Origin of the sequence: Methylobacterium sp. NMS14P, from assembly GCF_028583545.1 — a bacterium.
Taxonomy (GTDB): Bacteria; Pseudomonadota; Alphaproteobacteria; order Rhizobiales; family Beijerinckiaceae; genus Methylobacterium.
This window is the reverse complement of the sequence record NZ_CP087106.1, coordinates 2,649,579-2,671,470: the sequence shown is the minus strand read 5'-3', so window position 1 is coordinate 2,671,470 and position 21,892 is coordinate 2,649,579. Positions and strand designations below refer to the sequence as shown.

Annotated in this window: 16 protein-coding genes; 15 read left to right on the top strand and 1 reads right to left on the bottom strand. The window is 71.6% G+C overall.

Annotated elements, in window-relative coordinates:
* Positions 1 to 5: 5 nt before the first annotated feature.
* From LOK46_RS12710 to murD, 4 genes are all read left to right on the top strand, one after another.
* Positions 6 to 1,463, top strand: coding sequence for a UDP-N-acetylmuramoyl-L-alanyl-D-glutamate--2,6-diaminopimelate ligase (locus LOK46_RS12710; protein ID WP_273564086.1), 1,458 nt, complete (start codon positions 6 to 8; stop codon positions 1,461 to 1,463).
* A gap of 19 nt (positions 1,464 to 1,482) precedes the next feature.
* Positions 1,483 to 2,931, top strand: coding sequence for a UDP-N-acetylmuramoylalanyl-D-glutamyl-2,6-diaminopimelate--D-alanyl-D-alanine ligase (locus LOK46_RS12705; RefSeq protein ID WP_273564085.1), 1,449 nt, complete (start codon positions 1,483 to 1,485; stop codon positions 2,929 to 2,931).
* A 77-nt stretch (positions 2,932 to 3,008) separates the two neighbouring features.
* Positions 3,009 to 4,094, top strand: coding sequence for a phospho-N-acetylmuramoyl-pentapeptide-transferase (mraY, locus tag LOK46_RS12700; protein WP_273564084.1), 1,086 nt, complete (start codon positions 3,009 to 3,011; stop codon positions 4,092 to 4,094).
* A gap of 205 nt (positions 4,095 to 4,299) precedes the next feature.
* Complete coding sequence (gene murD / locus LOK46_RS12695; RefSeq protein ID WP_273564083.1) at positions 4,300 to 5,664, top strand: UDP-N-acetylmuramoyl-L-alanine--D-glutamate ligase; 1,365 nt, start codon at positions 4,300 to 4,302, stop codon at positions 5,662 to 5,664.
* A 13-nt stretch (positions 5,665 to 5,677) separates the two neighbouring features.
* On the opposite strand, the gene LOK46_RS12690 is transcribed toward murD, so the two are convergent.
* Complete coding sequence (locus LOK46_RS12690) at positions 5,678 to 7,153, bottom strand: methyl-accepting chemotaxis protein (RefSeq protein ID WP_273564082.1); 1,476 nt, start codon at positions 7,151 to 7,153, stop codon at positions 5,678 to 5,680.
* Positions 7,154 to 7,418: 265 nt separating this feature from the next.
* Between LOK46_RS12690 and LOK46_RS12685 the strand changes: the two genes are divergently transcribed.
* From LOK46_RS12685 to recN, 11 genes are all read left to right on the top strand, one after another.
* A complete protein-coding gene (locus LOK46_RS12685; RefSeq protein WP_273564081.1) occupies positions 7,419 to 8,585 on the top strand; it encodes an FtsW/RodA/SpoVE family cell cycle protein in 1,167 nt (388 codons plus the stop codon).
* Positions 8,582 to 9,691 carry an undecaprenyldiphospho-muramoylpentapeptide beta-N-acetylglucosaminyltransferase gene (gene murG, locus LOK46_RS12680; protein WP_273564080.1) on the top strand — a complete coding sequence of 370 codons (1,110 nt, stop codon included), beginning with the start codon at positions 8,582 to 8,584 and terminating at the stop codon, positions 9,689 to 9,691. The genes LOK46_RS12685 and murG overlap by 4 nt, the downstream gene beginning before the upstream one ends.
* Positions 9,692 to 9,741: 50 nt before the next feature.
* Entirely contained in the window at positions 9,742 to 11,148 is a 1,407-nt protein-coding gene (murC, locus tag LOK46_RS12675; protein WP_273564079.1) for a UDP-N-acetylmuramate--L-alanine ligase, read from the top strand.
* A 199-nt stretch (positions 11,149 to 11,347) separates the two neighbouring features.
* Entirely contained in the window at positions 11,348 to 12,274 is a 927-nt protein-coding gene (murB, locus tag LOK46_RS12670; protein ID WP_273564078.1) for a UDP-N-acetylmuramate dehydrogenase, read from the top strand.
* Between the two features lie 111 nt (positions 12,275 to 12,385).
* Positions 12,386 to 13,309 (top strand): D-alanine--D-alanine ligase, encoded by a 924-nt coding sequence (locus LOK46_RS12665; RefSeq protein WP_273564077.1) that lies wholly within the window; start codon positions 12,386 to 12,388, stop codon positions 13,307 to 13,309.
* A complete protein-coding gene (locus LOK46_RS12660) occupies positions 13,276 to 14,229 on the top strand; it encodes a cell division protein FtsQ/DivIB (protein ID WP_273564076.1) in 954 nt (317 codons plus the stop codon). Before LOK46_RS12665 ends, LOK46_RS12660 begins: the two co-directional genes overlap by 34 nt.
* A gap of 52 nt (positions 14,230 to 14,281) precedes the next feature.
* Positions 14,282 to 15,604 carry a cell division protein FtsA gene (gene ftsA, locus LOK46_RS12655; RefSeq protein WP_012319319.1) on the top strand — a complete coding sequence of 441 codons (1,323 nt, stop codon included), beginning with the start codon at positions 14,282 to 14,284 and terminating at the stop codon, positions 15,602 to 15,604.
* 92 nt (positions 15,605 to 15,696) lie between these two features.
* Positions 15,697 to 17,472, top strand: a complete 1,776-nt coding sequence (ftsZ, locus tag LOK46_RS12650; RefSeq protein WP_273564075.1) for a cell division protein FtsZ — start codon at positions 15,697 to 15,699, stop codon at positions 17,470 to 17,472.
* Positions 17,473 to 17,909: 437 nt separating this feature from the next.
* The gene (gene lpxC, locus LOK46_RS12645; protein ID WP_273564074.1) at positions 17,910 to 18,857 is read left to right on the top strand and encodes a UDP-3-O-acyl-N-acetylglucosamine deacetylase; all 948 of its coding nucleotides are present in this window, start codon (positions 17,910 to 17,912) and stop codon (positions 18,855 to 18,857) included.
* Positions 18,858 to 19,044: 187 nt separating this feature from the next.
* Positions 19,045 to 19,926 carry an outer membrane protein assembly factor BamD gene (locus LOK46_RS12640; RefSeq protein WP_273564073.1) on the top strand — a complete coding sequence of 294 codons (882 nt, stop codon included), beginning with the start codon at positions 19,045 to 19,047 and terminating at the stop codon, positions 19,924 to 19,926.
* Between the two features lie 183 nt (positions 19,927 to 20,109).
* Positions 20,110 to 21,783, top strand: coding sequence for a DNA repair protein RecN (gene recN / locus LOK46_RS12635; protein ID WP_273564072.1), 1,674 nt, complete (start codon positions 20,110 to 20,112; stop codon positions 21,781 to 21,783).
* The last annotated feature ends 109 nt before the right edge of the window (positions 21,784 to 21,892 follow it).

Sequence of the window (21,892 nt, the reverse complement as noted above, 5' to 3'; positions counted from 1 at the left end):
GATCGATGAGCGCGCGGCTCGCCGACCTCTTCCCCGAGGCCGCCGGCCCCGCCGCGGACCTGACCGCCGCGGACCTCACGGCCGACAGCCGGCAGGTCGCGACCGGCACGGTGTTCGTCGCCGTTCCCGGCACGAAGGCCGACGGCCGACGCTTCGCCGCGCAGGCCGCCCAGCGCGGCGCCGTCGCGGTGGCCGGGGAGGGGAGCCGTCCCGCCGACCTGCCGGACGCGGTCGCCTGGATCCCGGTCGCCGACGCGCGCCGGTCGCTCGCCCTGGCGGCGGCCCGCCTCGCGGGCCCGCAGCCCGAGACCGTGGTGGCGGTCACCGGCACCGCCGGGAAGAGCTCGGTGGCCGACTTCGTCCGCCAGATCCTGGCGCGCCTCGGCCGCGACTCCGCGAGCCTCGGCACCGTCGGCATCGTCACCAACCGCGGCGCGCAGTACGGCTCGCTCACGACTCCGGATCCCGTGACGCTGCACCGGACGCTGGCGCGACTCGCCGCGGACGGCGTCACCGACCTCGCCATGGAGGCCTCCTCCCACGGGATCGAGCAGCGCCGGCTCGACGGCGTGCGGCTCGACGCGGCGGGCTTCACCAATCTCGGCCGGGACCATCTCGACTATCACGCGAGCATCGAGGAGTACCTCGCGGCCAAGCTGCGCCTGTTCACCGACCTGCTGCCGCCGGGCCGGCCGGCCATCGTCAACGCCGACGGCGCCTATGCCGAGCGGGTGATCGCCGCGGCGGAGGCCGCCGGCCGGCCGGTCCGCACGGTCGGGCGCGGCGGCCGGGACCTGCGGGTCGAGGGGGTCCGCACGGAGGGGTTCGCGCAGGCCGCCCGCGTCCTGTTCGCGGGTCGGGCGCGGGACCTGCGCCTGCCGCTCGTCGGCGAGTTCCAGGTCGAGAACGCCCTGGTGGCGGCCGGCCTCGCGCTGGCCACCCCGGCGGGGGCGGCCGATCCCGACGGGGTCCTCGCGGCCCTCGACCATCTCACCGGCGTCCCGGGCCGCATGGAGCGGATCGGCGAGGCGCGGGGCGGACTCTGCCTCGTCGATTACGCGCACAAGCCCGAGGCCCTGGAGAGCGTGCTCGCCGCGCTCCGCCCCTTCGCGTCGGGCCGGCTGATCGTGGTGTTCGGCTGCGGCGGCGACCGCGACCGGGGCAAGCGCCCGCTGATGGGCGCCATCGCGCAGCGGCTCGCCGACGTCGTCATCGTCACGGACGACAACCCGCGCACCGAGGACGCGGCCGCCATCCGCCGGGCCATCCTGGACGCGGCGCCGGGCGCGGAGGAGATCGGCGACCGGTCGGAGGCGATCGGCAGCGCCGTCAACCGGCTCGGTCCGGGCGACGTGCTGGTCGTCGCCGGCAAGGGCCATGAAACCGGCCAGATCGTGGGGGATCGCACGCTGCCGTTCTCGGACCACGCGGTCCTGCGCGCCGCGATCGACGCGGCGGCCTGAGGACGACGGGGGACCGACGATGACCGCACTCTGGACGCGGGAGGAGCTGGAATCCGCTACGGGCGGCCGGTTGACCGGCGCCGGGCGCGCGATCGGCGGCGCCTCGATCGACACCCGCACGCTCCAGCCCGGCGACCTGTTCTTCGCGATCCGCGGCGACACCCGCGACGGCCACGACTTCGTCCCCGACGCCCTGGGGCGCGGGGCCGGCGCCGCCGTTGTGGGCGCCGCGCGCGCCGAGGCGCTCGCCGCCCACGGCCCCGTCCTGGCGGTCCCCGAGGAGGGCGCCGACCCGGTCCTGACCGCGATGGTGCGCCTCGGCGCCGCCGCCCGGGCCCGGACGCGCGCGCAGGTCGTGGCGGTCACCGGCTCGGTCGGCAAGACCGGGACCAAGGAGGCGCTGCGCCACGTGCTGTCGGAGCAGGGCGAGACCCACGCCTCGGCGGCCTCCTACAACAACCACTGGGGCGTGCCCCTGACCCTGACGCGGATGCCGCGCTCAGCGCGCTACGGCGTGTTCGAGATCGGCATGAACCACGGCGCCGAGATCGTGCCGCTGACCGCCCAGGTCCGGCCGGACATCGCGCTGATCACCACGATCGCGCCCGCCCATATCGAGCATTTCGCCTCGCTGGCCGCGATCGCGGACGCCAAGGGCGAGATCTTCTCCGGGCTCCAGCCCGGCGGCGTCGCGATCCTGAACCGCGACGCCCCGCATTTCGACCGGCTGGCCGCCCACGCCCAGGCCTCCCGGGCGGGCCGGGTGGTGACCTTCGGCGAGCATCCGGATTCCGACGTCCGCGCCCTGAAGATCGTGCTGCGGCCCGACCTGTCGGTGATCGACGCGGCGGTGATGGGCCAGCCCGTCACCTACAAGCTCGGCACGGCCGGCCGGCACGCGGCGCTGAACTCGCTGGGCGTCATGGCGGTGGTCCACAGCCTCGGGGCCGACCTCGCCCGCGCGGCCCTGTCGCTCGGCGGGCTGACGCCGCCGGCGGGGCGCGGCGAGCGCACCGCCCTCGAGATCGGCGGCGGCACCGCCTACCTCGTCGACGAGAGCTACAACGCCAATCCCGTCGCCGTCCGCGCGGCGCTGGCGACCCTCGCGGGGATCGAGACCGGACCGCGCGGCCGCCGGATCGCGGTGCTGGGCGATATGCTGGAGCTCGGCGCCGCCGCACCCGACCTGCATCGCGGCCTGGCGGAGGCAATCGAGGCGGCCCGGGTCGACCTCGTCTTCACGGCCGGTCCGCTGATGCGCAACCTGTTCGAGGCCCTGCCGGTGAGCCGCCGCGGCGCGGTGGCCGACACCGCGGCCGACCTGCTCGAGCCGCTCGCCCGGACCCTGCGGTCCGGCGACGCCGTCATGGTGAAGGGATCGAACGGCAGCCGCATGGGCCGGATTGTCGAGGCGCTGAAAGCCCGCTACGCGGTCGATCCGACCCGGCGGACCCAGGCCGTCCCGTGACCGACACGCCTGCGCGCACGGCGCGACTGGCGCCGTCCCCCGTAACCCGCGCCTGAACAAGGGGGCCGAGCGCCCGGATGCTGTACCTTCTCTCGGACCTGAGCAGCAGCTTCACGCCGCTCAACGTGTTCCGCTACATCACCTTCCGCACCGGCGGCGCGCTGTTCACGGCGGGCCTGTTCGTGTTCTGGTTCGGGCCCTGGATCATCTCGCTGCTGCGGATCCGCCAGGGCAAGGGCCAGCCGATCCGCGAGGACGGGCCGCAGACCCATCTGCTGACCAAGCGCGGCACGCCGACCATGGGCGGCCTGATGATCCTGGCCGGCGCCGTCGTGGCGATCCTGCTCTGGGCCAACCCGCGCAACCACTACGTCTGGGTGACGCTGACCGTCACCCTCGGCTTCGGCGCGATCGGCTTCTATGACGATTACCTCAAGGTCACGAAGCAGTCGCACAAGGGGTTCTCGGGCAAGTTCCGGCTCGCCCTCGAGGCGGTGATCGCCATGGCGGCCTGCCTGACCATCGCGGTCTACTCGCCCGCCGCGCTCCAGAACCAGCTCGCCTTCCCGGTGTTCAAGGACGCGCTCCTCAATCTCGGCTGGTTCTACCCGCTGTTCGGCGCCTTCGTGATCGTCGGCGCGGGCAATTCCGTGAACATGACCGACGGCCTCGACGGCCTCGCGATCGTGCCGGTGATGATCGCCTGCGGCACCTTCGGCTTCATCGCCTACCTCGTCGGCAACTCGTTCACCGCCAGCTACCTGCAGGTGAACTACGTTCGCGACACGGGCGAACTCGCCGTCGTCTGCGGCGCGGTGATCGGCGCCGGGCTCGGCTTCCTCTGGTTCAACGCGCCGCCGGCCCAGATCTTCATGGGCGACACCGGCTCCCTGGCGCTGGGCGGCCTGCTGGGCTCCATCGCGGTGGCGACGAAGCACGAGATCGTCCTGGCGATCGTCGGCGGCCTGTTCGTGCTCGAGATGATGTCGGTGATCATCCAGGTCGCGTCGTTCAAGCTCACGGGCAAGCGCGTGTTCCGCATGGCGCCGATCCACCACCATTTCGAGCAGAAGGGCTGGAAGGAGCCGCAGGTCGTGATCCGGTTCTGGATCATCGCGGTGATCCTGGCGATGGCCGGCCTGGCGACGCTGAAGCTGCGCTGAGAAATCGTGCTAGAGGGGCGACCTGAGAGGTCGATCCGATCCTCGCCCTCGTCCTGAGGCGCGGCCGCGGAGGGGAGCCTCGAAGGAGGCATCCGGCCGGCCGCGCGATCCCGGGAGCCCGCCTTCGGGGTCGCCGATGCCGGAAGCTCGGGATCAGGGTCCGATTCGGATCGGCTGGGTCCGGCCGCCGCATTCAGAGTTCCGCATGACACCCGTCACCGTCTTCCAGGACAAGACCGTCGCCCTGTTCGGGCTCGGCGGCTCGGGGCTCGCCACGGCGCTGGCGCTGAAGGCGGGTGGCGCGGGCGTGCAGGCCTGGGACGACAATGCCGACAGCCTCGCCCGCGCGCGGGAGGCCGGCATCGAGACGCGGGACCTGCGCGAGGCCGACTGGTCCGACTTCGCCGCCTTCGTGCTGAGCCCCGGCGTGCCGCTGACCCACCCCGAGCCGCACTGGAGCGTCCGGCTCGCCCGGGACGCCGGCGTCGAGATCATCGGCGACATCGAGCTGTTCTGCCGGGAGCGGCGGGCGCAGGCGCCGGAGGCGCCGTTCGTGGCGATCACCGGGACCAACGGCAAGTCGACCACCACGGCGCTGATCGCCCACGTGCTCGCGCAGGGAGGCCGCGACGTCCAGATGGGCGGCAACATCGGCACCGCGATCCTGTCGCTGGAGCCGCCGGCCGCCGGCCGCGTCCACGTGATCGAGATGTCGTCGTTCCAGATCGACCTGACGCCGAGCCTCGACCCGAGCGTCGGCGTGCTGATGAACATCACGCCGGACCATCTCGACCGGCACGGCACGATGGAGCAGTACGCGGCCATCAAGGAGCGCCTGATCCGGGGCGCCGGCCTCGCGGTGGTCGGAGTCGACGACGCCCCGAGCCGCGCCATCGCGGATCGCCGCGGCGCCGACCTCTTGCGCGTCCACGTGCCCCACGGCGACGTGCTGTGCACCGACGCGCTGACCGTGCGCGACGGGATCGTCCGCGAGCCGGACGGCACGGCCCTCGCCGACGTCAACGGGATCGGCTCGCTCCGGGGGGCCCACAACTGGCAGAACGCGGCGGTCGCGGTGGCCGTCGCGCGGGCCCTCGAGCTGTCGCCGGAGCAGATCCAGGCCGGGCTGACCTCGTTCCCGGGCCTGCCGCATCGGATGGAGGAGGTCGGGCGGCGCGGCCACGTGCTGTTCGTCAACGATTCCAAAGCGACGAACGCGGATTCCACCGAGAAGGCCCTGACCGCCTTCCGCGACATTCACTGGATCCTCGGCGGCAAGGCCAAGGAGGGCGGCATCTTCCCGCTCGTGCCGTATTTCGAGCGGGTCGCCCACGCCTACCTGATCGGCGCGGCCTCGGACGCCTTCGCGGCGACCCTGGAGGGCGCCGTGCCCTACACCCGCTGCGAGACCCTCGAGAACGCCGTCCCGAAGGCCGCCGAGAACGCAGCCGCCTCGGGCGCACCGGAGCCGGTGGTGCTGCTGTCGCCGGCCTGCGCGTCCTACGACCAGTTCCGGAACTTCGAGATCCGCGGCAACCGCTTCCGCGAGCTGGCGCAGGCGCTGCCCTGAGGCAGCGCAGCCTTCATCGCGCCAGGACCTTGGCGGCGTCGCGGGTGGTGTCGACCGCCTGCGAGACGTTGGCCACCGACTGGACGATCGCCCCGATATTGCCGGTGATCGCCGTGACGGCCCCCGCGGCGCTCTGCATGCTCTCGGCCAGATCCCGGGTCACGGCGCTCTGCTCCTCGATGGCGGCCGCGGTGGCCACCACGGTCTCGCGCATCACCGAGACCGAGGCCCCGATCGAGCCGAGCGCCTGCACGACCTCCTGCGAGACGCGCTGCACGCTGGCGATCTCACCGTTGATCTGACCGGTGGCGCGCGCCGCCTGGTCGGCCAGCGCCTTCACCTCCGAGGCGACGACCGCGAAGCCGCGACCCGCCGCGCCTGCGCGGGCGGCCTCGATGGTGGCGTTCAGCGCCAGCAGGTTGATCTGGCCGGCGATGTCCTGGATCAGGCCGACGATGCCGGTCATGGCGGTCGCGGTCTCGGCGAGGCGCTTCGTGTGGCCGTCCGCGTCCTGGACGCAGGCGTAGGCGGTATCGGTGGCGCTCTGGGAGCGCACGATGCTCTGGGACATCTCGGCCACCGAGGCCGCCAGCTCCTCGGCCGCCGCCGCGACGGTCTGGACGTTCCCGGAGGTCGAGTCCGCCGCCGAAGAGGCCAGCGAGGCCGCCCGGGTCGAGTGCGTCACCGCCTGCTCGATCTCGCCGAAATTCTGATCGATCAGGGTCCGCAGATTGGCGAACAGCCGGACCTGATCGCTGATGTCGGTGGCGAACTTCACCACCTTGTAGGGGCGGCCGGCGGCATCGAGGATCGGGTTGTAGGAGGCCTGGATCCAGACCTCGCGCCCGTCCTTGCCGATCCGCCGGAACTGGGCCGCCTGATAGGTGCCGTTCCGCAGGGCCGCCCAGAAGGCCCGGTAGGCCTCGCTCTCGCGGTAGGCGGGCTCCACGAACAGGCTGTGATGCTGCCCGATCACCTCGGCGCGGCTGTAGCCCATCGCGGCGAGGAAATTGTCGTTCACCGCGATCACCGTGCCGTCGAGGTCGAAGGCGATCACGGCCTGCACCTTGTCGATCGCGGCGATCTGCCCGGCGCGGTCGGCCTCCTCGGTCCGCTGCTGCGTGATGTCGGTGGCGAACTTCACCACCTTGTAGGGCCGGCCGCGGACGTCGAGCATCGGGTTGTAGGACGCCTGGATCCAGATCGATCGGCCGCCCCGGCCGACCCGCTGGAACTGGCCGGACTCGAACGCGCCGGAGCGCAGGCGCTCCCAGAACGCCCGGTAGTCCGGGGCATCGCGCTGGGCCGGTTCCATGAACATGCTGTGGTGCTGGCCGACGATCTCCGGCAGCGTGTACCCGACCACGTCGAGGAAATTCCGGTTCGCCGACAGGATCCGTCCCGCCAGATCGAACTCGATCACGCCCTGAACCCGGTCGAGGGCCGCGAGCTTGGCATGCGCTTCACGGACGTTCAGGGCAGAAAACATGGCGTGCCGGCTTCCGCTGGGCGGATCGGGCGCGGTGCACCGCGACCCGCCGGGGGGATACATCCGGAAGTTGCAATGGGAAGATTAACATAGAGTATCTTTTTACTAGTATTGCGCCTGCTTAATACAGCATTTCAGCGGCTGCGGGTCGCGCGCCCGGCGCGCGCCGACGCGTCGGCCATAAGGCTCCGTTTACCATTCCTGCCGAGGATCCCGGCCGACCCGCGCGGATCGGCATCCGCGCGGCCTGGAGTCGTTGCCCGGCATGATGTCACGCGCGGAACGCACCCCCCTGACGGACTGGTGGTGGACGGTCGATCGCGGGCTGCTCGCGGCCCTGTTCGCCCTGATGGTCGCGGGCCTCGTCTTCCTGATGGGCGGCGGCCCGCCGGTGGCCGAGCGGATCGGCCTGCCGACCTTCTACTTCCTCAACCGGCAGGCGATGTACCTCGCGCCGACCATCCTGCTGATCTGCGCGGTCTCGTTCCTGTCGCTGCGCGGCATCCGGCGGCTCGCGCTGGTCACCTGGGTCTGCGGCGTCGTCCTGTGCCTGCTCGCCGGCAAGTTCGGGCCCGAGATCAAGGGCGCGCATCGCTGGATCCAGTTCGGCTCCTTCGGCCTGCAGCCCTCGGAGTTCGTGAAGCCGGCCTTCGTGGTCGTCGCCGCCTGGGCCTTCTCGGAGGGCGCCCAGCGCCGCGACATGCCGGGCGGCATCCTGGCGCTGCTGCTCCTGCCGATCACCATCGTGCCGCTGCTGCTCCAGCCCGATTTCGGCCAGACCATGCTGATTACCATGGTGTGGTGCGCGCTGTTCTTCGTGGCCGGCCTCCACCTGATCTGGGTGGCCGTCCTCGGCGTGCTGGGCCTCGGAGGTGTGTTCGCTGCCTACCTGTTCTTCCACCACGTCCGCGAGCGCTTCAACAAGTTCCTCGACCGGGATTCCGGCGGCGGCTTCCAGGACTTCTGGTCGCGCGAATCGTTCCGCTCGGGCGGCTGGTTCGGCACCGGGCCGGGGGAGGGCGTGGCCAAGCGCCACCTGCCGGACGCGCATACCGACTTCATCTTCTCGGTCACCGGCGAGGAGTTCGGCGTGATCGTCTGCCTCTGCCTCGTGGCGCTGTTCGCCTTCATCGTGCTGCGCGGCCTCAAGCTGGCGCGGCGCACCGACGACACCTTCTCGCGGCTGGCGATCACCGGCCTGACCACGCTGTTCGGCCTCCAGGCCTGCATCAACATGGCGGTGAACACCCAGCTGATGCCCGCCAAGGGCATGACGCTCCCGTTCGTCTCCTACGGCGGCTCCTCGCTGATCTCGCTGGCGCTCGGCACCGGCTTCCTGGTCGCACTGACCCGCAAGCGGCCCCGCACCGTCATGCTCAGCCAGAAGCCCCCCGGCACCGCGCCCGCCACCGTCGCCGGGGTGATGCGGTGACCGTCTTCACGCCCACGATCCTGCTCTGCGCGGGCGGCACCGGCGGACACCTGTTCCCGGCCGAGAGCCTCGCCCACGCGCTGCGGGCCCGCGGCATCCGGGTGGCGCTCGCCACCGACGCCCGGGTCGATTCCATCGCGTCCGAGTTCCCGGCCTCGGAGGTCGTCACCATCGCCTCGGCGACGCCGTCGGGCCGCTCGCCGCTGAAGCGGGCCGGCGCGGTGCTCACGCTCGGCCGGGGCTTCGGCGTGGCCGCCAGGGAGATCCGCCGGATCAACCCGGCCGCCATCGTGGGTTTCGGCGGCTACCCGACCGTTCCACCGGTGCTCGCCGGCCAGATCCTACGCGTGCCGACGATCCTGCACGAGCAGAACGCCGTGATGGGCCGGGCCAACGCCTTCCTGGCGCGGGGCGCCCGCACCATCGCCACCGGCTTCAAGGTCGTGCGCGGCGTGCCCGACAAGGCCCGCGCCCCGCGGATCCACACCGGCAACCCGCTCCGCCCCGCGGTGATCGAGGCGGTCAAAATCCCGTATCCCGCTTTCGGCGAGGGCGACGCCCTGCGGCTCCTGGTGTTCGGCGGGAGCCAGGGCGCCCGCGTGATGGGCGAGGTCGTGCCGGAGGCGATCGCCCGCTTGCCCGACGCGCTGCGCGCCCGGCTGCACCTCGTCCAGCAGGTCCGCCCCGAGGACCTGACGGCGGTGCAGAACCGCTACCTCGCCATGGGGCTCGCCGGGATCGAGGCGGCGCCGTTCTTCAAGGACCTTCCGGCGCGGATGGCCGCGAGCCACCTCGTGGTCTCGCGCTCGGGTGCCTCGACGGTCTCGGAACTCGCGGCGATCGGCCGCCCGGCGATCCTCGTGCCGCTGCCCGGCTCCCTCGACCAGGACCAGGCCGCCAACGCCGCGACCCTCGACGCGATCGGCGCGGCGCTGGCGATGAAGCAGGCGGATTTCACGCCGGAACGCCTCGCCGCGGAGCTCACCGCCTGCTTCGAGACGCCGGCAAAATTGACCGCGGCGGCCGATGCGGCCAGAAGCGCGGGCATCCACGACGCCGCCGAGCGGCTGGCCGAGGTCGTCATCGAGACGGCCGCCCGCACCTGATTCCTTGAGGGATTCCGCACCGGCGGGCCCGCCACCAGACGGTTCGACCCATGAAGCTGCCCGACAAGCTCGGCCCCATCCACTTCATCGGCATCGGCGGCATCGGCATGTCCGGCATCGCCGAGGTGATGCACAATCTCGGCTACACGGTGCAGGGGTCGGACGCCTCCGACAACGCCAATGTCCGCCGCCTCGCCGAGAAGGGCATGCGCACCTTCGTGGGCCACAACGCCGACAACGTCGCAGAGGCCGCGCTGGTCGTGGTCTCGACGGCGATCCAGCGTGACAACCCTGAACTGCAAGCCGCCCGGGAGCGCCGGCTGCCCGTCGTGCGCCGGGCCGAGATGCTGGCCGAGCTGATGCGCTTCAAGTCCTGCGTGGCCATCGCGGGCACGCACGGCAAGACCACGACCACGTCGCTCGTCGCCACACTGCTCGACGCCGGCAACCTCGACCCGACCGTGATCAACGGCGGCATCATCAACGCCTACGGCACCAATGCCCGCATGGGCGCGGGCGAGTGGATGGTGGTGGAGGCCGACGAGTCGGACGGCACCTTCCTGAAGCTGCCGGCCGATGTCGCGATCGTCACCAACATCGACCCCGAGCATCTCGACCATTTCGGCTCGTTCGACGCGATCAAGGACGCGTTCCGGCGCTTCATCGACAACATCCCGTTCTACGGGTTCGCCGTGATGTGCATCGATCACCCCGTGGTGCAGGACCTCGTCGGCCATATCGAGGACCGGCGGATCATCACCTACGGTGAGAACCCGCAGGCCGACGTGCGCCTCATCGACGTGGACCTGCGCGGCGGCCAGAGCCGCTTCCGGGTGATGATCCGCGACCGTCGCCCCGGTTACCGGATGGAGATGGAGGATCTCGTCCTGCCGATGCCCGGCAAGCACAACGCGCTGAACGCCACCGCGGCGCTCGCCGTCGCGCACGAGCTCGGCGTGAAGCCGGACGCGATCCGCCAGGCGCTCGCCGGGTTCGGCGGCGTGAAGCGGCGCTTCACCCGCACCGGCGAGTGGAACGGCGCGACGATCTTCGACGATTACGGGCACCATCCGGTGGAGATCAAGGCGGTGCTCAAGGCCGCCCGCGCCTCGACCGAGCACGGTGTCATCGCCATCGTGCAGCCGCACCGCTACACCCGGCTGCAGTCGCTGTTCGACGATTTCTGCACCTGCTTCAACGATGCCGACACGGTCATCGTCGCGCCGGTCTACGCGGCCGGCGAGCAGCCGATCGAGGGCTTCGACCGCGACAGCCTCGTGGCTGGCCTCCGCTCCCGCGGCCACCGCGACGCCCGGGCGCTGGAGCGGCCGGAGGAACTCGCCGGGATCATCGCGGACCTCGCCAAGCCCGGCGACTACGTGGTCTGCCTCGGCGCCGGCACGATCACCCAGTGGGCCTACGCCCTGCCGGACGAACTCGCCGCGCGGGGACGGTAGGCGCGGTGCGTGAGCCCGCCCCGGGAGGCGTGTCGGGTCGGCGGCGCCGTCGACCGTCCACACTGGGCTGCGCTCTGAGGATGAACCCGGTGGCGACTCTCCGGACCCCGGCCTCGCAGCGTCCGCCGCAACCCCGATGCGACGACACCAGGATCGCCGCATCCCTCTCCCCGCGGGCGGGGCGAGGGGAGACACACAGATGACCGCCTCTCTGCACGATCGCATCCGGGCCGCCGCGCCCGACCTCCGCGGGCGCCTGCTCGCCGACCAGCCGCTCGCCGACCTCACCTGGTTCCGGGTCGGCGGACCGGCCGAGGTCCTGTTCACCCCGGCCGACGAGGAGGATCTCGCCCGCCTGCTCGCGTCCCTCGATCCGGACGTGCCGGTCACGGTGATCGGGCTCGGCTCGAACCTGATCGTGCGGGACGGCGGCGTTCCGGGCGTCGTGGTCCGCCTCGGCGGCAAGGCCTTCGGCAGCGTCGCGATCGACGGCGACACACTGACCGTCGGCACCGCGGTCCCGGACATGCGCCTCGCCAAGGCGGCCGCCGAGGCCGGGCTCGACGGGCTCGCCTTCTATCGCGGCATCCCCGGCTCGATCGGCGGCGCGCTCCGCATGAACGCGGGCGCGCACGGCGGCGAAACCACCGACGTGCTGGTGGAAGCCCGCGGCATCGACCGCGGGGGCGCGTTGCGCACCTTCGGCCACGCCGACATGGGCTTCTCCTACCGGCACTCGGACGCCCCGGAGGACGTGATCTTCACGCGCGCTGTCTTCCGCGGCCGGGCCGGCGACCGGGTCGCCATCGAGGCCGAGATGGAGCGGGTCACCGCCGCCCGCGAGGCCGCGCAGCCGATCCGCGAGCGGACCGGCGGTTCGACCTTCGCCAACCCGGACGGCGGCAAGGCGTGGCAGCTCGTCGACGCCGCCGGCTGCCGGGGGCTGAGGCGGGGCGGGGCCCAGGTCAGCGAGATGCACTGCAACTTCCTGATCAACACCGGCAGCGCGACCGCGGCCGACATCGAGGGTCTCGGCGAGGAGGTTCGCCGCCGCGTCCGGGACACCAGCGGGGTCGAACTGCGCTGGGAGATCCGGCGCATCGGCCGGCCCACCGGCGCGACGTAAGAACTGTGTTCCGGACGCGCCGGTGCGGCCGAGATACGACGCTCGGCCGCCACCGCGACCGTTCGGGTGCGTCCAGATCCTGATTGAAGCCGACCTATTCGAGGTGCCCTGATGTCCAAGCACGTCGCCGTCCTGCTGGGCGGCACCTCCGCCGAGCGCGAGGTCTCCCTCAGTTCCGGCAAGGCCTGCGCCGACGCGCTCGAAGGGGAGGGCTACCGGGTCACCCGGGTCGATGTCGGCCCCGACATCGCCTCCGTGCTGACCGCGCTCAGGCCGGACGTGGCCTTCAACGCGCTCCACGGACCGGACGGCGAGGACGGCACCATCCAGGGCCTGCTGGAGATCCTCAAGATCCCCTACACCCATTCCGGCGTCCTCGCCTCGGCGCTGGCCATGAACAAGGAGCGGGCCAAGACCGTCATGCGCGCCGCCGGCGTCGACGTGCCCGAGGGCCGGATCGTTAACCGTCGTGAGGCCGCCAGGACACACCCCCTGCCGCCACCCTACGTCGTGAAACCGATCGCGGAAGGCTCATCGGTGGGTGTCATCATCGTGCGCGACGGCCGCTCGCACCCGCCCCAGATCCTCGCCTCCGAGGAATGGACGTTCGGCGAGCAAGTCCTTGCAGAACCTTACATTGCTGGCCGCGAACTCACCTGCGGCGTGATGGGCGACAAGGCCCTCGGGGTCATCGAGGTGAAGGCCGCCACGGGGGACTGGTACGATTACGACGCCAAGTACGCCCCGGGGGGGTCGGTTCACGTGCTCCCGGCCGAACTTAAACCAAATGTTTACCAGCGTGTCCAAGAACTGTCGTTAACGGCGCATCAAGCACTGGGCTGTCGGGGCGTCAGCCGTGCCGACCTTCGCTACGACGACACACCGGGTGGAACCGGTCTGCTCGTGGTGCTGGAGGTCAACACGCAACCCGGCATGACCCAGACGAGCCTTGTGCCGGAGATGGCGGCCCATGCGGGCCTGAGTTTCGGTGAGCTCGTCCGATGGATGGTGGAGGACGCTTCCCTGAATCGCTGAGCGGCGACGCCGCCGGCCGGAGCGGTCCCGCGCGCCTCGCCGGCGCGATCCTGGGCCGGCTCGCCGGCCGCGTGACGTCCCGGTCGCTCTCGGTTCGTCGGGCCCGCCCGAGTCAGCGCCTGAGCGAGCGCCTGCCCCGCGGCGCCGGAATCGTGGCGGTCTCCGTGTCCGCCGCGGCCGTGGCGCTCGCCGGTTTCGTGGCGAGCGGCCGCTACGACGCTTTCGTGGCCGAGCAGGGCCGCCCCCTCGACATCGCCGCGCGCGTCGCCGGCTTCGGCGTCGAGCGCGTCACCATCTCGGGCATCTCCCGCATGTACGAGCGCGAGGTCCTGGCGGCCGCCGGGATCGACTGGCGCTCCTCGGTCCCGTTCCTCGACGTCAACGACGTGCGCGAGCGGCTGCTCCGCGTGCCGTTGATCGCCCAGGCCTCGGTCCGGAAGATCTACCCCAACGAGATCGCCATCACCCAGGTGGAGCGCGAGCCCGCGGCCCTCTGGCAGAAGAACGGCGAGATCAGCGTGATCGCCGCCGACGGCACCGTCATCGACGCGATGCGGGACGACCGTTACGCCAGCCTGCCCCTGGTGGTCGGCGAGGACGCCAACACCAAGCTCCCGGAATACCTCGCCCTCATCGCCGCCGCCGGGCCGCTCGCCGAGCGGATCAAGGCCGGCACCTACGTGTCCGGCCGGCGCTGGACCCTCAAGTTCGACGGCATCGACGTGCGCCTGCCCGAGGCCGACCCGGCCGCCGCGCTCGCCCGCCTGGTCCGGTTCGAGCGCGAGGCCGGCCTGCTCGAGAAGGACATCATCGCGGTGGACCTGCGCATGCCGGACCGCCTGGTGGTGCGCCTGACCGAGGAGGCCGCCGCCGCCCGCGCGGAAGCCCAGAAGGCGAAGAAGAAGGGCGCGGCCAGCTGATGCCCTTCCTGTCGATCTCCGCCCGTCCCGCATCCCGCGCCCGGTAGCGTCAATGCACAGCCAACACGGCCTCACGCCGCGCTTGAAGCCGCTCTCCGCCCGGCGCTCGACCACCCTCTCGGTGCTCGACATCGGCACGAGCAAGGTGGTCTGCCTCATCGCCGAGCTGCAGCCCGCCGAGGCGCTCACGACGCTCCGCGGCCGCACGCACCTCGCGCGCATCATCGGCATCGGTCACCAGCGCTCCCTGGGCCTGAAAGGCGGCGCCATCGTCGATCTCGCCGCGGCCGAGAGCGCGATCCGTCAGGCGGTGCACGCCGCCGAGCGGATGGCCAAGGTCGAGGTCCAATCGGTCATCGTCAACATGTCGGGCGGCCGGCTCGCCTCGCAACATTTCCAGGCGCGGGTGAACGTCCGCTCGGGCACCGTCACGGGCAGCGACGTCGAGCGGGTGCTCGAGACCGCGAGCGCCCACGGCGTCAGCCCCGGCCGGGCCGTGCTGCACGCGCTGCCCACCGGCTACGCCCTGGACGGGCAGGGCGCCGTCATCGACCCGTCGGGCATGATCGGCGAGGCGCTCAGCGTCGACCTGCACGTCGTCACCAGCGAGCTCGCGGCCGCCCGCAACGTCATGCTGGCGGTGGAGCACTGCCACCTCGGCGTCGAGGCGGTGATCGCCACGCCCTACGCGGCCGGCCTCTCGGCGCTGGTCGACGACGAGGCCGAGATGGGCGTCTGCGTCGTCGACATGGGCGGCGGCACCACCAGCGTCGGCGTGTTCTCCGGCGGCCACCTCGTCCACGTGGACGCCCTGGCGGTCGGCGGTCACCACGTCACCATGGACATCGCCCGCGGCCTCTCCACCCGCATGGCGGCGGCCGAGCGGCTGAAGACCCTCTACGGCTCGGCCCTGTCCACCCCCTCCGACGACCGCGACATGATCGCCGTGCACGGCGTCGGCGAAGACGAGGGCGAGGCGCCGGCCCACATCCCGCGCTCGCAGCTCGTGCGGATCATCAAGCCGCGCGTCGAGGAGGTGGTCGAGCTGGTGCGCGATCGCCTGCGCGACGCGGGCTTCGCCGCCCAGGCCGGGCGGCGGGTCGTCCTCACCGGCGGCGCCAGCCAGCTCGTCGGTCTGCCCGAGGTCGCCCGCCGCGTCCTCCAGGGTCAGGTGCGGATCGGACGGCCCCTCGGCATCCGGGGTCTGCCGGAAGCCGCCAAGGGTCCGGCCTTCTCGGCGGCGGTCGGCCTGCTCGTCTACCCGCAGGTGGCTCATGCCGAGCACTTCGAGCCGCGCGGGCACGGTGCCTTCGCGGCCACGGGCACCGACAACTACCTGAACCGGGTCGGCCGCTGGCTCCGGGACAGCTTCTAGGTTTCACGCCCGCCCGCTCGCGCGGGGGGATCGAAGGGAATCCGGCGCCCAGGCGTCGCACGGACAGCACAGTTAGCGAGAGGCTCGACACCATGGCCATCACCCTCCAGGCGCCGGACATCCGGGAACTGAAGCCCCGCATCACCGTCTTCGGCGTCGGTGGCGCCGGCGGCAACGCCGTCAACAACATGATCGAGTCGGGCCTGCTGGGCTGCGAGTTCGTCGTCGCCAACACCGACGCGCAGGCGCTCACCTCCTCGAAGGCCGAGCGGGTGATCCAGATGGGCCTGGGCGTCACCCAGGGCCTCGGCGCCGGCTCGCACCCGGAGGTCGGCTCGGCCGCGGCCGACGAGGTGATCGACGAGATCCGCGACCAGCTGTCCGGCGCCCACATGTGCTTCATCACCGCCGGCATGGGCGGCGGCACCGGCACCGGCGCCGCCCCGGTCATCGCCCGCGCGGCCCGCGACATGGGCATCCTGACGGTCGGCGTCGTGACCAAGCCGTTCCAGTTCGAGGGCATGCGCCGCATGCGCACCGCCGAGTTCGGCATCCAGGAGCTGCAGGCCGCGGTCGACACCCTGATCGTGATCCCGAACCAGAACCTGTTCCGGGTCGCCAACGAGAAGACGACCTTCGCGGACGCCTTCGCGATGGCCGACCAGGTGCTCTACTCGGGCGTCGCCTGCATCACCGACCTGATGGTGAAGGAGGGCCTCATCAACCTCGACTTCGCCGACGTGCGGGCGATCATGCGCGGCATGGGCAAGGCCATGATGGGCACCGGCGAGGCGTCGGGCGAGAAGCGCGCCAACCGCGCCGCCGAGGCGGCCATCGCCAACCCGCTCCTCGACGACGTGTCGATGAAGGGCGCCCGCGGCCTGCTGATCTCGATCACGGGCGGCTCCGATCTGACCCTGTACGAGCTCGACGAGGCCGCCACCCGCATCCGCGAGGAGGTCGACCAGGACGCCAACATCATCCTGGGCGCGACCTTCGACGAGAGCCTCGACGGCATCATCCGCGTGTCGGTGGTCGCCACCGGCATCGAGCCGGCCCTGATCTCGGCGAACTCGCCCAACAACCCGGCGATCGCCGAGACCGAGCAGCGCATCGCCGAGGTTGCCGAGCGCCTGCGCGCCGAGGCCCGCTCGCGCGCCGCCTCGCCGGTGCCGAGCATCCGCACCGAGTCGGTCGCCCCGGCGCCGATCCCCGCCCCGGCCCCCGCGCCGCTCTCGGCCCCCGAGATGCGCCCCGAGGCGCGGATCGAGAGCCGCATCGAGGCCGCCGCGCCGATGAACCGCGACGACGTCGTGCTCGCCCCGGTCCAGGCCCGCGCCGCGGCGCCGTTCGTCCCGGCCCCCGCGCCGCAGCGCGTCGAGGCGGCGCCCGCCGTCGAGGCCGGCCCGTTCGTGCCGCCGCGTCCGGCGGCCCCGACGGGCACGCCGCTCGCCCGCGCCCCGCGCATGCCGCAGATCCACGAGCTGCCGCCGATCGCCCAGACGCAGATCATGGCGAACCGCGCTGCCGAGGAGGCCGCTCCGGAATCCAAGCGGACCTCGCTGCTGCGCCGGCTCGCGACGGTGGGCTTCGGCGGTCGCCGCGAGGACATGGAGGGTGCCCCGGCGGCCCGGCCGGCCTCGGCCGCCGCCCCGCAGCCCCACATGGCCCAGCCCCACATGGCCCAGCCTCACATGGCGCAGCCCCACGTGCCGCCGGCCCCGCGCGCTCCGGCCGCCCCGGCGGTCCCGCAGTACCGCCCGGCCCAGGGCAACCTCGACGCGCAGGGCCGGCTCGCGCCTCAGCCGCGGATGATGGACGACGATCAGCTCGAGATCCCGGCCTTCCTCCGCCGCCAGGCGAACTGAACGGTCCGGGTCTCCGACACGGTCTGGGGCTGGCGGGAAACCGCCGGCCCCTTCGCGCTGCAGCAAAGCAACTCATGGTTGTTGCAGTGGTGAATTGAGTTCGACAAGGCTGTGCACCGTGGCGCTCGAGCCGGGGCGCGTGGTGCATCCGCGCCACAGAACGGCCGCGGGTTAGTCACGTATTAACCAACCTTTAAGCCTTTGGTGGACCAGCGCTTTGTGGTGACGAACCGCTAAGCGTGTCTGTAACAGACCGTAAGAATCCGTGATTTGGCTGCCCTGTGCGGCGCAGCTATAGAAACCATGTGATCGAGACGACACGCAGCAGGACACAACCTGATCGCGTGGGCTAGGGCATCAAGCAGCGGACGGATCAGTCAGCTTCTCCTCACCTCCAGTCGGGGTGTCGGGATCTGGTCGCGCCCGGGGGCTAAGGAATGCGAACGCATAAACAGACGACCCTCAAAGGGCCGGCGACTCTCTCGGGGATCGGAGTTCACTCCGGCAACCCCGCGGAGATCACCATCCGACCCGCTCCGGCCAATCACGGCATCGCCTTCCTCCGCACCGGTACCACTCACGGCAACGACCGCCTGATCAAGGCGCATCACGCCCTCGTCTCAGCCACCGAACTCTGCACCGTCCTGGGTGACGTCGAGACCGGCGCCGTCGCCACCGTCGAGCACCTGATGTCCGCCCTGTACGGCCTGGGCGTCGACAATGCTCTGATCGAGATCGACGGCCCCGAGATGCCGATCCTCGACGGATCGGCGCTCCCCTTCGTCCAGGCGATCGACCAGATCGGGATCGCCACCTGCGACACGCCGCGCCGCTGGCTCAAGATCCTCCGGCACGTCCGGATCGAGGCCGGGACATCCTTCGCGGAGCTGCGCCCGATCGATCGCGGTTTCCGCCTCGACGTCGAGATCGATTTCGAGAGCCCGGTGATCGGCCGCTCCCGCAAGGCGATGGACCTGTCGCCCGCCACCTACCGCCGCGAGATCGCCGGCGCCCGCACCTTCGGGATGATGCGGGACGTGGAGCGCTACTGGAAGGCCGGCTTCGCCCTCGGCGCCTCGCTGGAGAACACCGTGGCGGTCGGCGAGACCGCGGTGGTCAATCCCGAGGGTCTGCGCTTCCAGGACGAGTTCGTCCGCCACAAGATCCTCGACGCCGTCGGCGACCTCGCCCTGGCCGGCCTGCCGATCCAGGGGGCCTACCGCTCCTATTGCGGCGGCCACCGGATGAATGTCGGGGTGCTGTCCGCCCTCTTCGCCGACCGGGCGAACTACGCCATCGTCGAGGCGCAGGGCTCGCGCCGCGAGACCGTGCTGTCCGAGCTCGGCGTCGGCCTCGGCATCGCCGCCTTCGCGGGCGACCTGTAGCCCCTGTGACCGGCGGGACACAGCCCGCGACCGATCCTGGCCGCCGCAGCCTTGCCGCTTTCGTGCCCGAATCGAGCGGCAGGGTTTAACGGTCCGTGAACGGCGGGCACGGCCCGGGGCGGGCCGGATCCACCCACGCGATGGCATGACGGCGCGAAACGGCGCCGGTTCCGGGAAAGAGCGCCAGATGCCTGTCACCATTCGTCATCGCCGGGCAGCGGCCTTCGCGATGCCCTTCGTGGCCGTCCTCGGCCTGGGCCTCGGCGGCTGCGACTTCGACCCGACCAGCATCTTCGCCGAGAAGTACAAGCCCGAGGTCGTGCCGGACGTTCCGGCCGACAAGCTGTACAGCGACGGCCTGGCGAAGCTCGAGGACAGCGACTACGAGGGCGCGGTCAAGAAGTTCGACAACCTGGACAAGCAGTACCAGTATTCCGAGTGGTCCCGGAAGGCGCTGCTGATGACGGCCTACGCCAATTACGAGGGCCAGAAGTACGACGACGCGATCAGCGCCTCGAAGCGCTACCTGCAGCGCCACCCGGCCAGCAAGGATGCCGCCTACGCGCAGTACCTGATGGCGATGTCGAACTATAAGCAGATCCCGGACGTCACCCGCGATCAGGAACGCTCCGAGAAGGCGCTCGTCGCGCTGCAGGAGCTGGTCCAGAAGTACCCGACCTCGGAATACGCCGCGGACGCGAAGGCGAAGATCCAGATCACCCGCGATCAGCTCGCCGGCAAGGAGATGGAGATCGGCCGCTTCTACCTCGAGAAGCGCAATTTCCCCGCGGCGATCAACCGCTTCCGCGACGTGGTCGCCAAGTATCAGACCACCCGGCACGCCGAGGAGGCGCTCGAGCGCCTGACCGAGGCCTACTGGGCGCTCGGCATCACCCAGGAGGCGCAGAACGCCGCCGCGGTGCTCGGCCACAACTTCCCGGAAAGCCCGTGGTACAAGGACGCCCACGCGCTGCTGGCTCAGGGCGGCCTCGAGCCCCGCGAGGAGAAGACCTCGTTCCTCTCGAAGATCTACCGCACGGTGACCGGCAAGACCGCCTCGGCGGAGTAAGCCTGCGAGCCCGCTCAGGGCTGTCCCGAGAATCGTCGAGGCCCGGAGCCGCCGCTTCGGGCCTTTCCCGTTGCGGCGCCCGTTGCGGCACACCGCCTGAGCGGTGCGACGCATTTTTGGGGTGAATCCGCGCCGCAGCGGCCTTATGTCTGCGGTCCCATCCTGAGGAATCCCCGTCGCCGCATGCTGGCGCAGCTCGCGATCCGCGACATCGTCCTGATCGACAGGCTCGAACTGAATTTCCGATCGGGGCTCAGCGTCCTGACCGGGGAGACGGGCGCGGGCAAATCGATCCTGCTCGACGCCTTCGCCCTGGCGCTCGGCGGCCGCGGCGTCGGCCGCCTGGTCCGCCACGGCGAGGCCCAGGGCGCGGTCACGGCCGTGTTCGACCTGCCCCTCGATCATCCGGCGCGCCGGATCGCGGCCGAGGCCGAGATCGACACCGAGGGCGACCTGATCCTGCGCCGGACCCAGATGGCGGACGGCCGGACCCGCGCCTTCGTCAACGACCAGCCGGTGGGCGTGCAGGTCCTGCGGGCGATCGGCGCGGCCCTCGTGGAGATCCACGGGCAGCACGACGACCGGGCCCTGGCCGATCCCGCCTCGCACCGGGCGATCCTCGATGCCTTCGGGGGGCTTCAGACCCAGCTCGCCAAGGTCGCCGCCGCGTCGCGGACCGTGCGGACGGCCCGCACCGCGCTCGCCGAGCACCGCGCCCGCGTGGAGGCGGCCCGCAAGGAATCCGACTTCCTGCGCCACGCCGTGGAAGAGCTTGCCGCCCTCGCGCCGCTCGCCGGCGAGGAGGCCCAGCTCGCCGAGCGCCGCACGATCATGCAGCAATCCGAGAAGGTCGCGCGCGAGCTCAACGAGGCGCTCGAGGCCGTCGGCGGGCCCCATTCCGGCGTGCCGCACCTCTCGGCCGCCCTGCGCAAGCTGGAGCGGCGCGCGGCGCAGCTGCCCGCGCTGGTGGACCCGTGCGTGAACGCCCTCGACGCCGCCATGGTCGCCCTCGACGAGGCCCGCGCAGTCCTCGAGGCGGCGGTGGCCGAGACGGAGTTCGACCCCCGCGACTTGGAGCGCGTCGAGGAGCGGCTCTTCGCCCTGCGCGCCGCGTCGCGCAAGTACGATGTCCCGGCCGACGACCTCGCGGCCCTGGCGGAGCGCTACGCCGGCGACGTGGCGGCGATCGACGCCGGCGAGGCGGCGCTAGCCGGGCTCGAGCAGGCGCTCGCGACGGCGGAAGCCGCCTACGCCGAGGCGGCCGAGAAGCTCAGCGCCGGGCGGCGCCGGGCGGCCAAGCAGCTCGACGCCGCCGTGAAGGCCGAGCTGCCGCCGCTCAAGCTGGAGCGGGCCCGCTTCATCACCGAGATCGCCACGGATCCGGAATCCCGCGATCCGGCGGGAACCGACCGGGTCGAATTCTGGGCCCAGACCAATCCCGGGACCAAGCCCGGCCCGATGATGAAGGTCGCCTCGGGCGGCGAGCTGTCGCGCTTCATGCTGGCGCTGAAGGTCGTGCTGGCCGACAAGGGCTCGGCCCCGACGCTCATCTTCGACGAGATCGACACCGGCGTGGGCGGCGCGGTGGCGGACGCCATCGGGATGCGGCTCGCCCGGCTGGCGGCCACCGTGCAGGTGGTCGCGGTGACCCACGCGCCCCAGGTCGCCGCGCGGGCCGAGACGCATTTCCTGATCGCCAAGGCGCCCGTGAAAGGGGCCAGCCGCGTCGCCACGCGCGTGGCGAGCCTGCCCGTCGCCGAGCGCCGGGAGGAGATCGCCCGGATGCTGGCCGGCGCCACCGTCACCGACGAGGCCCGGGCGGCCGCGGCGCGGCTCCTTCAGGGCGCCGACGCGTGACCCGGCGACAACCTTAACCGTTGGTTGAAGGTAATAATTCGTTAACCATTCATAGTGAGAGTACCGACATCCCGGTGCCGCGGCAGGTTTGGGCGGTTGAAGGGCGGGA

What these genes read in the sequence shown, in the direction of transcription:
- LOK46_RS12710 (WP_273564086.1), top strand. Translation starts at nt 6, where the DNA reads ATGAGCGCGCGGCTCGCCGACCTCTTCCCCGAGGCCGCCGGCCCCGCC.
- LOK46_RS12705 (WP_273564085.1), top strand. Translation starts at nt 1,483, where the DNA reads ATGACCGCACTCTGGACGCGGGAGGAGCTGGAATCCGCTACGGGCGGC.
- mraY (WP_273564084.1), top strand. Translation starts at nt 3,009, where the DNA reads ATGCTGTACCTTCTCTCGGACCTGAGCAGCAGCTTCACGCCGCTCAAC.
- murD (WP_273564083.1), top strand. Translation starts at nt 4,300, where the DNA reads ATGACACCCGTCACCGTCTTCCAGGACAAGACCGTCGCCCTGTTCGGG.
- LOK46_RS12690 (WP_273564082.1), bottom strand. Translation starts at nt 7,153, where the DNA reads ATGTTTTCTGCCCTGAACGTCCGTGAAGCGCATGCCAAGCTCGCGGCC.
- LOK46_RS12685 (WP_273564081.1), top strand. Translation starts at nt 7,419, where the DNA reads ATGATGTCACGCGCGGAACGCACCCCCCTGACGGACTGGTGGTGGACG.
- murC (WP_273564079.1), top strand. Translation starts at nt 9,742, where the DNA reads ATGAAGCTGCCCGACAAGCTCGGCCCCATCCACTTCATCGGCATCGGC.
- murB (WP_273564078.1), top strand. Translation starts at nt 11,348, where the DNA reads ATGACCGCCTCTCTGCACGATCGCATCCGGGCCGCCGCGCCCGACCTC.
- LOK46_RS12665 (WP_273564077.1), top strand. Translation starts at nt 12,386, where the DNA reads ATGTCCAAGCACGTCGCCGTCCTGCTGGGCGGCACCTCCGCCGAGCGC.
- LOK46_RS12660 (WP_273564076.1), top strand. Translation starts at nt 13,276, where the DNA reads ATGGATGGTGGAGGACGCTTCCCTGAATCGCTGAGCGGCGACGCCGCC.
- ftsA (WP_012319319.1), top strand. Translation starts at nt 14,282, where the DNA reads ATGCACAGCCAACACGGCCTCACGCCGCGCTTGAAGCCGCTCTCCGCC.
- ftsZ (WP_273564075.1), top strand. Translation starts at nt 15,697, where the DNA reads ATGGCCATCACCCTCCAGGCGCCGGACATCCGGGAACTGAAGCCCCGC.
- lpxC (WP_273564074.1), top strand. Translation starts at nt 17,910, where the DNA reads ATGCGAACGCATAAACAGACGACCCTCAAAGGGCCGGCGACTCTCTCG.
- LOK46_RS12640 (WP_273564073.1), top strand. Translation starts at nt 19,045, where the DNA reads ATGCCTGTCACCATTCGTCATCGCCGGGCAGCGGCCTTCGCGATGCCC.
- recN (WP_273564072.1), top strand. Translation starts at nt 20,110, where the DNA reads ATGCTGGCGCAGCTCGCGATCCGCGACATCGTCCTGATCGACAGGCTC.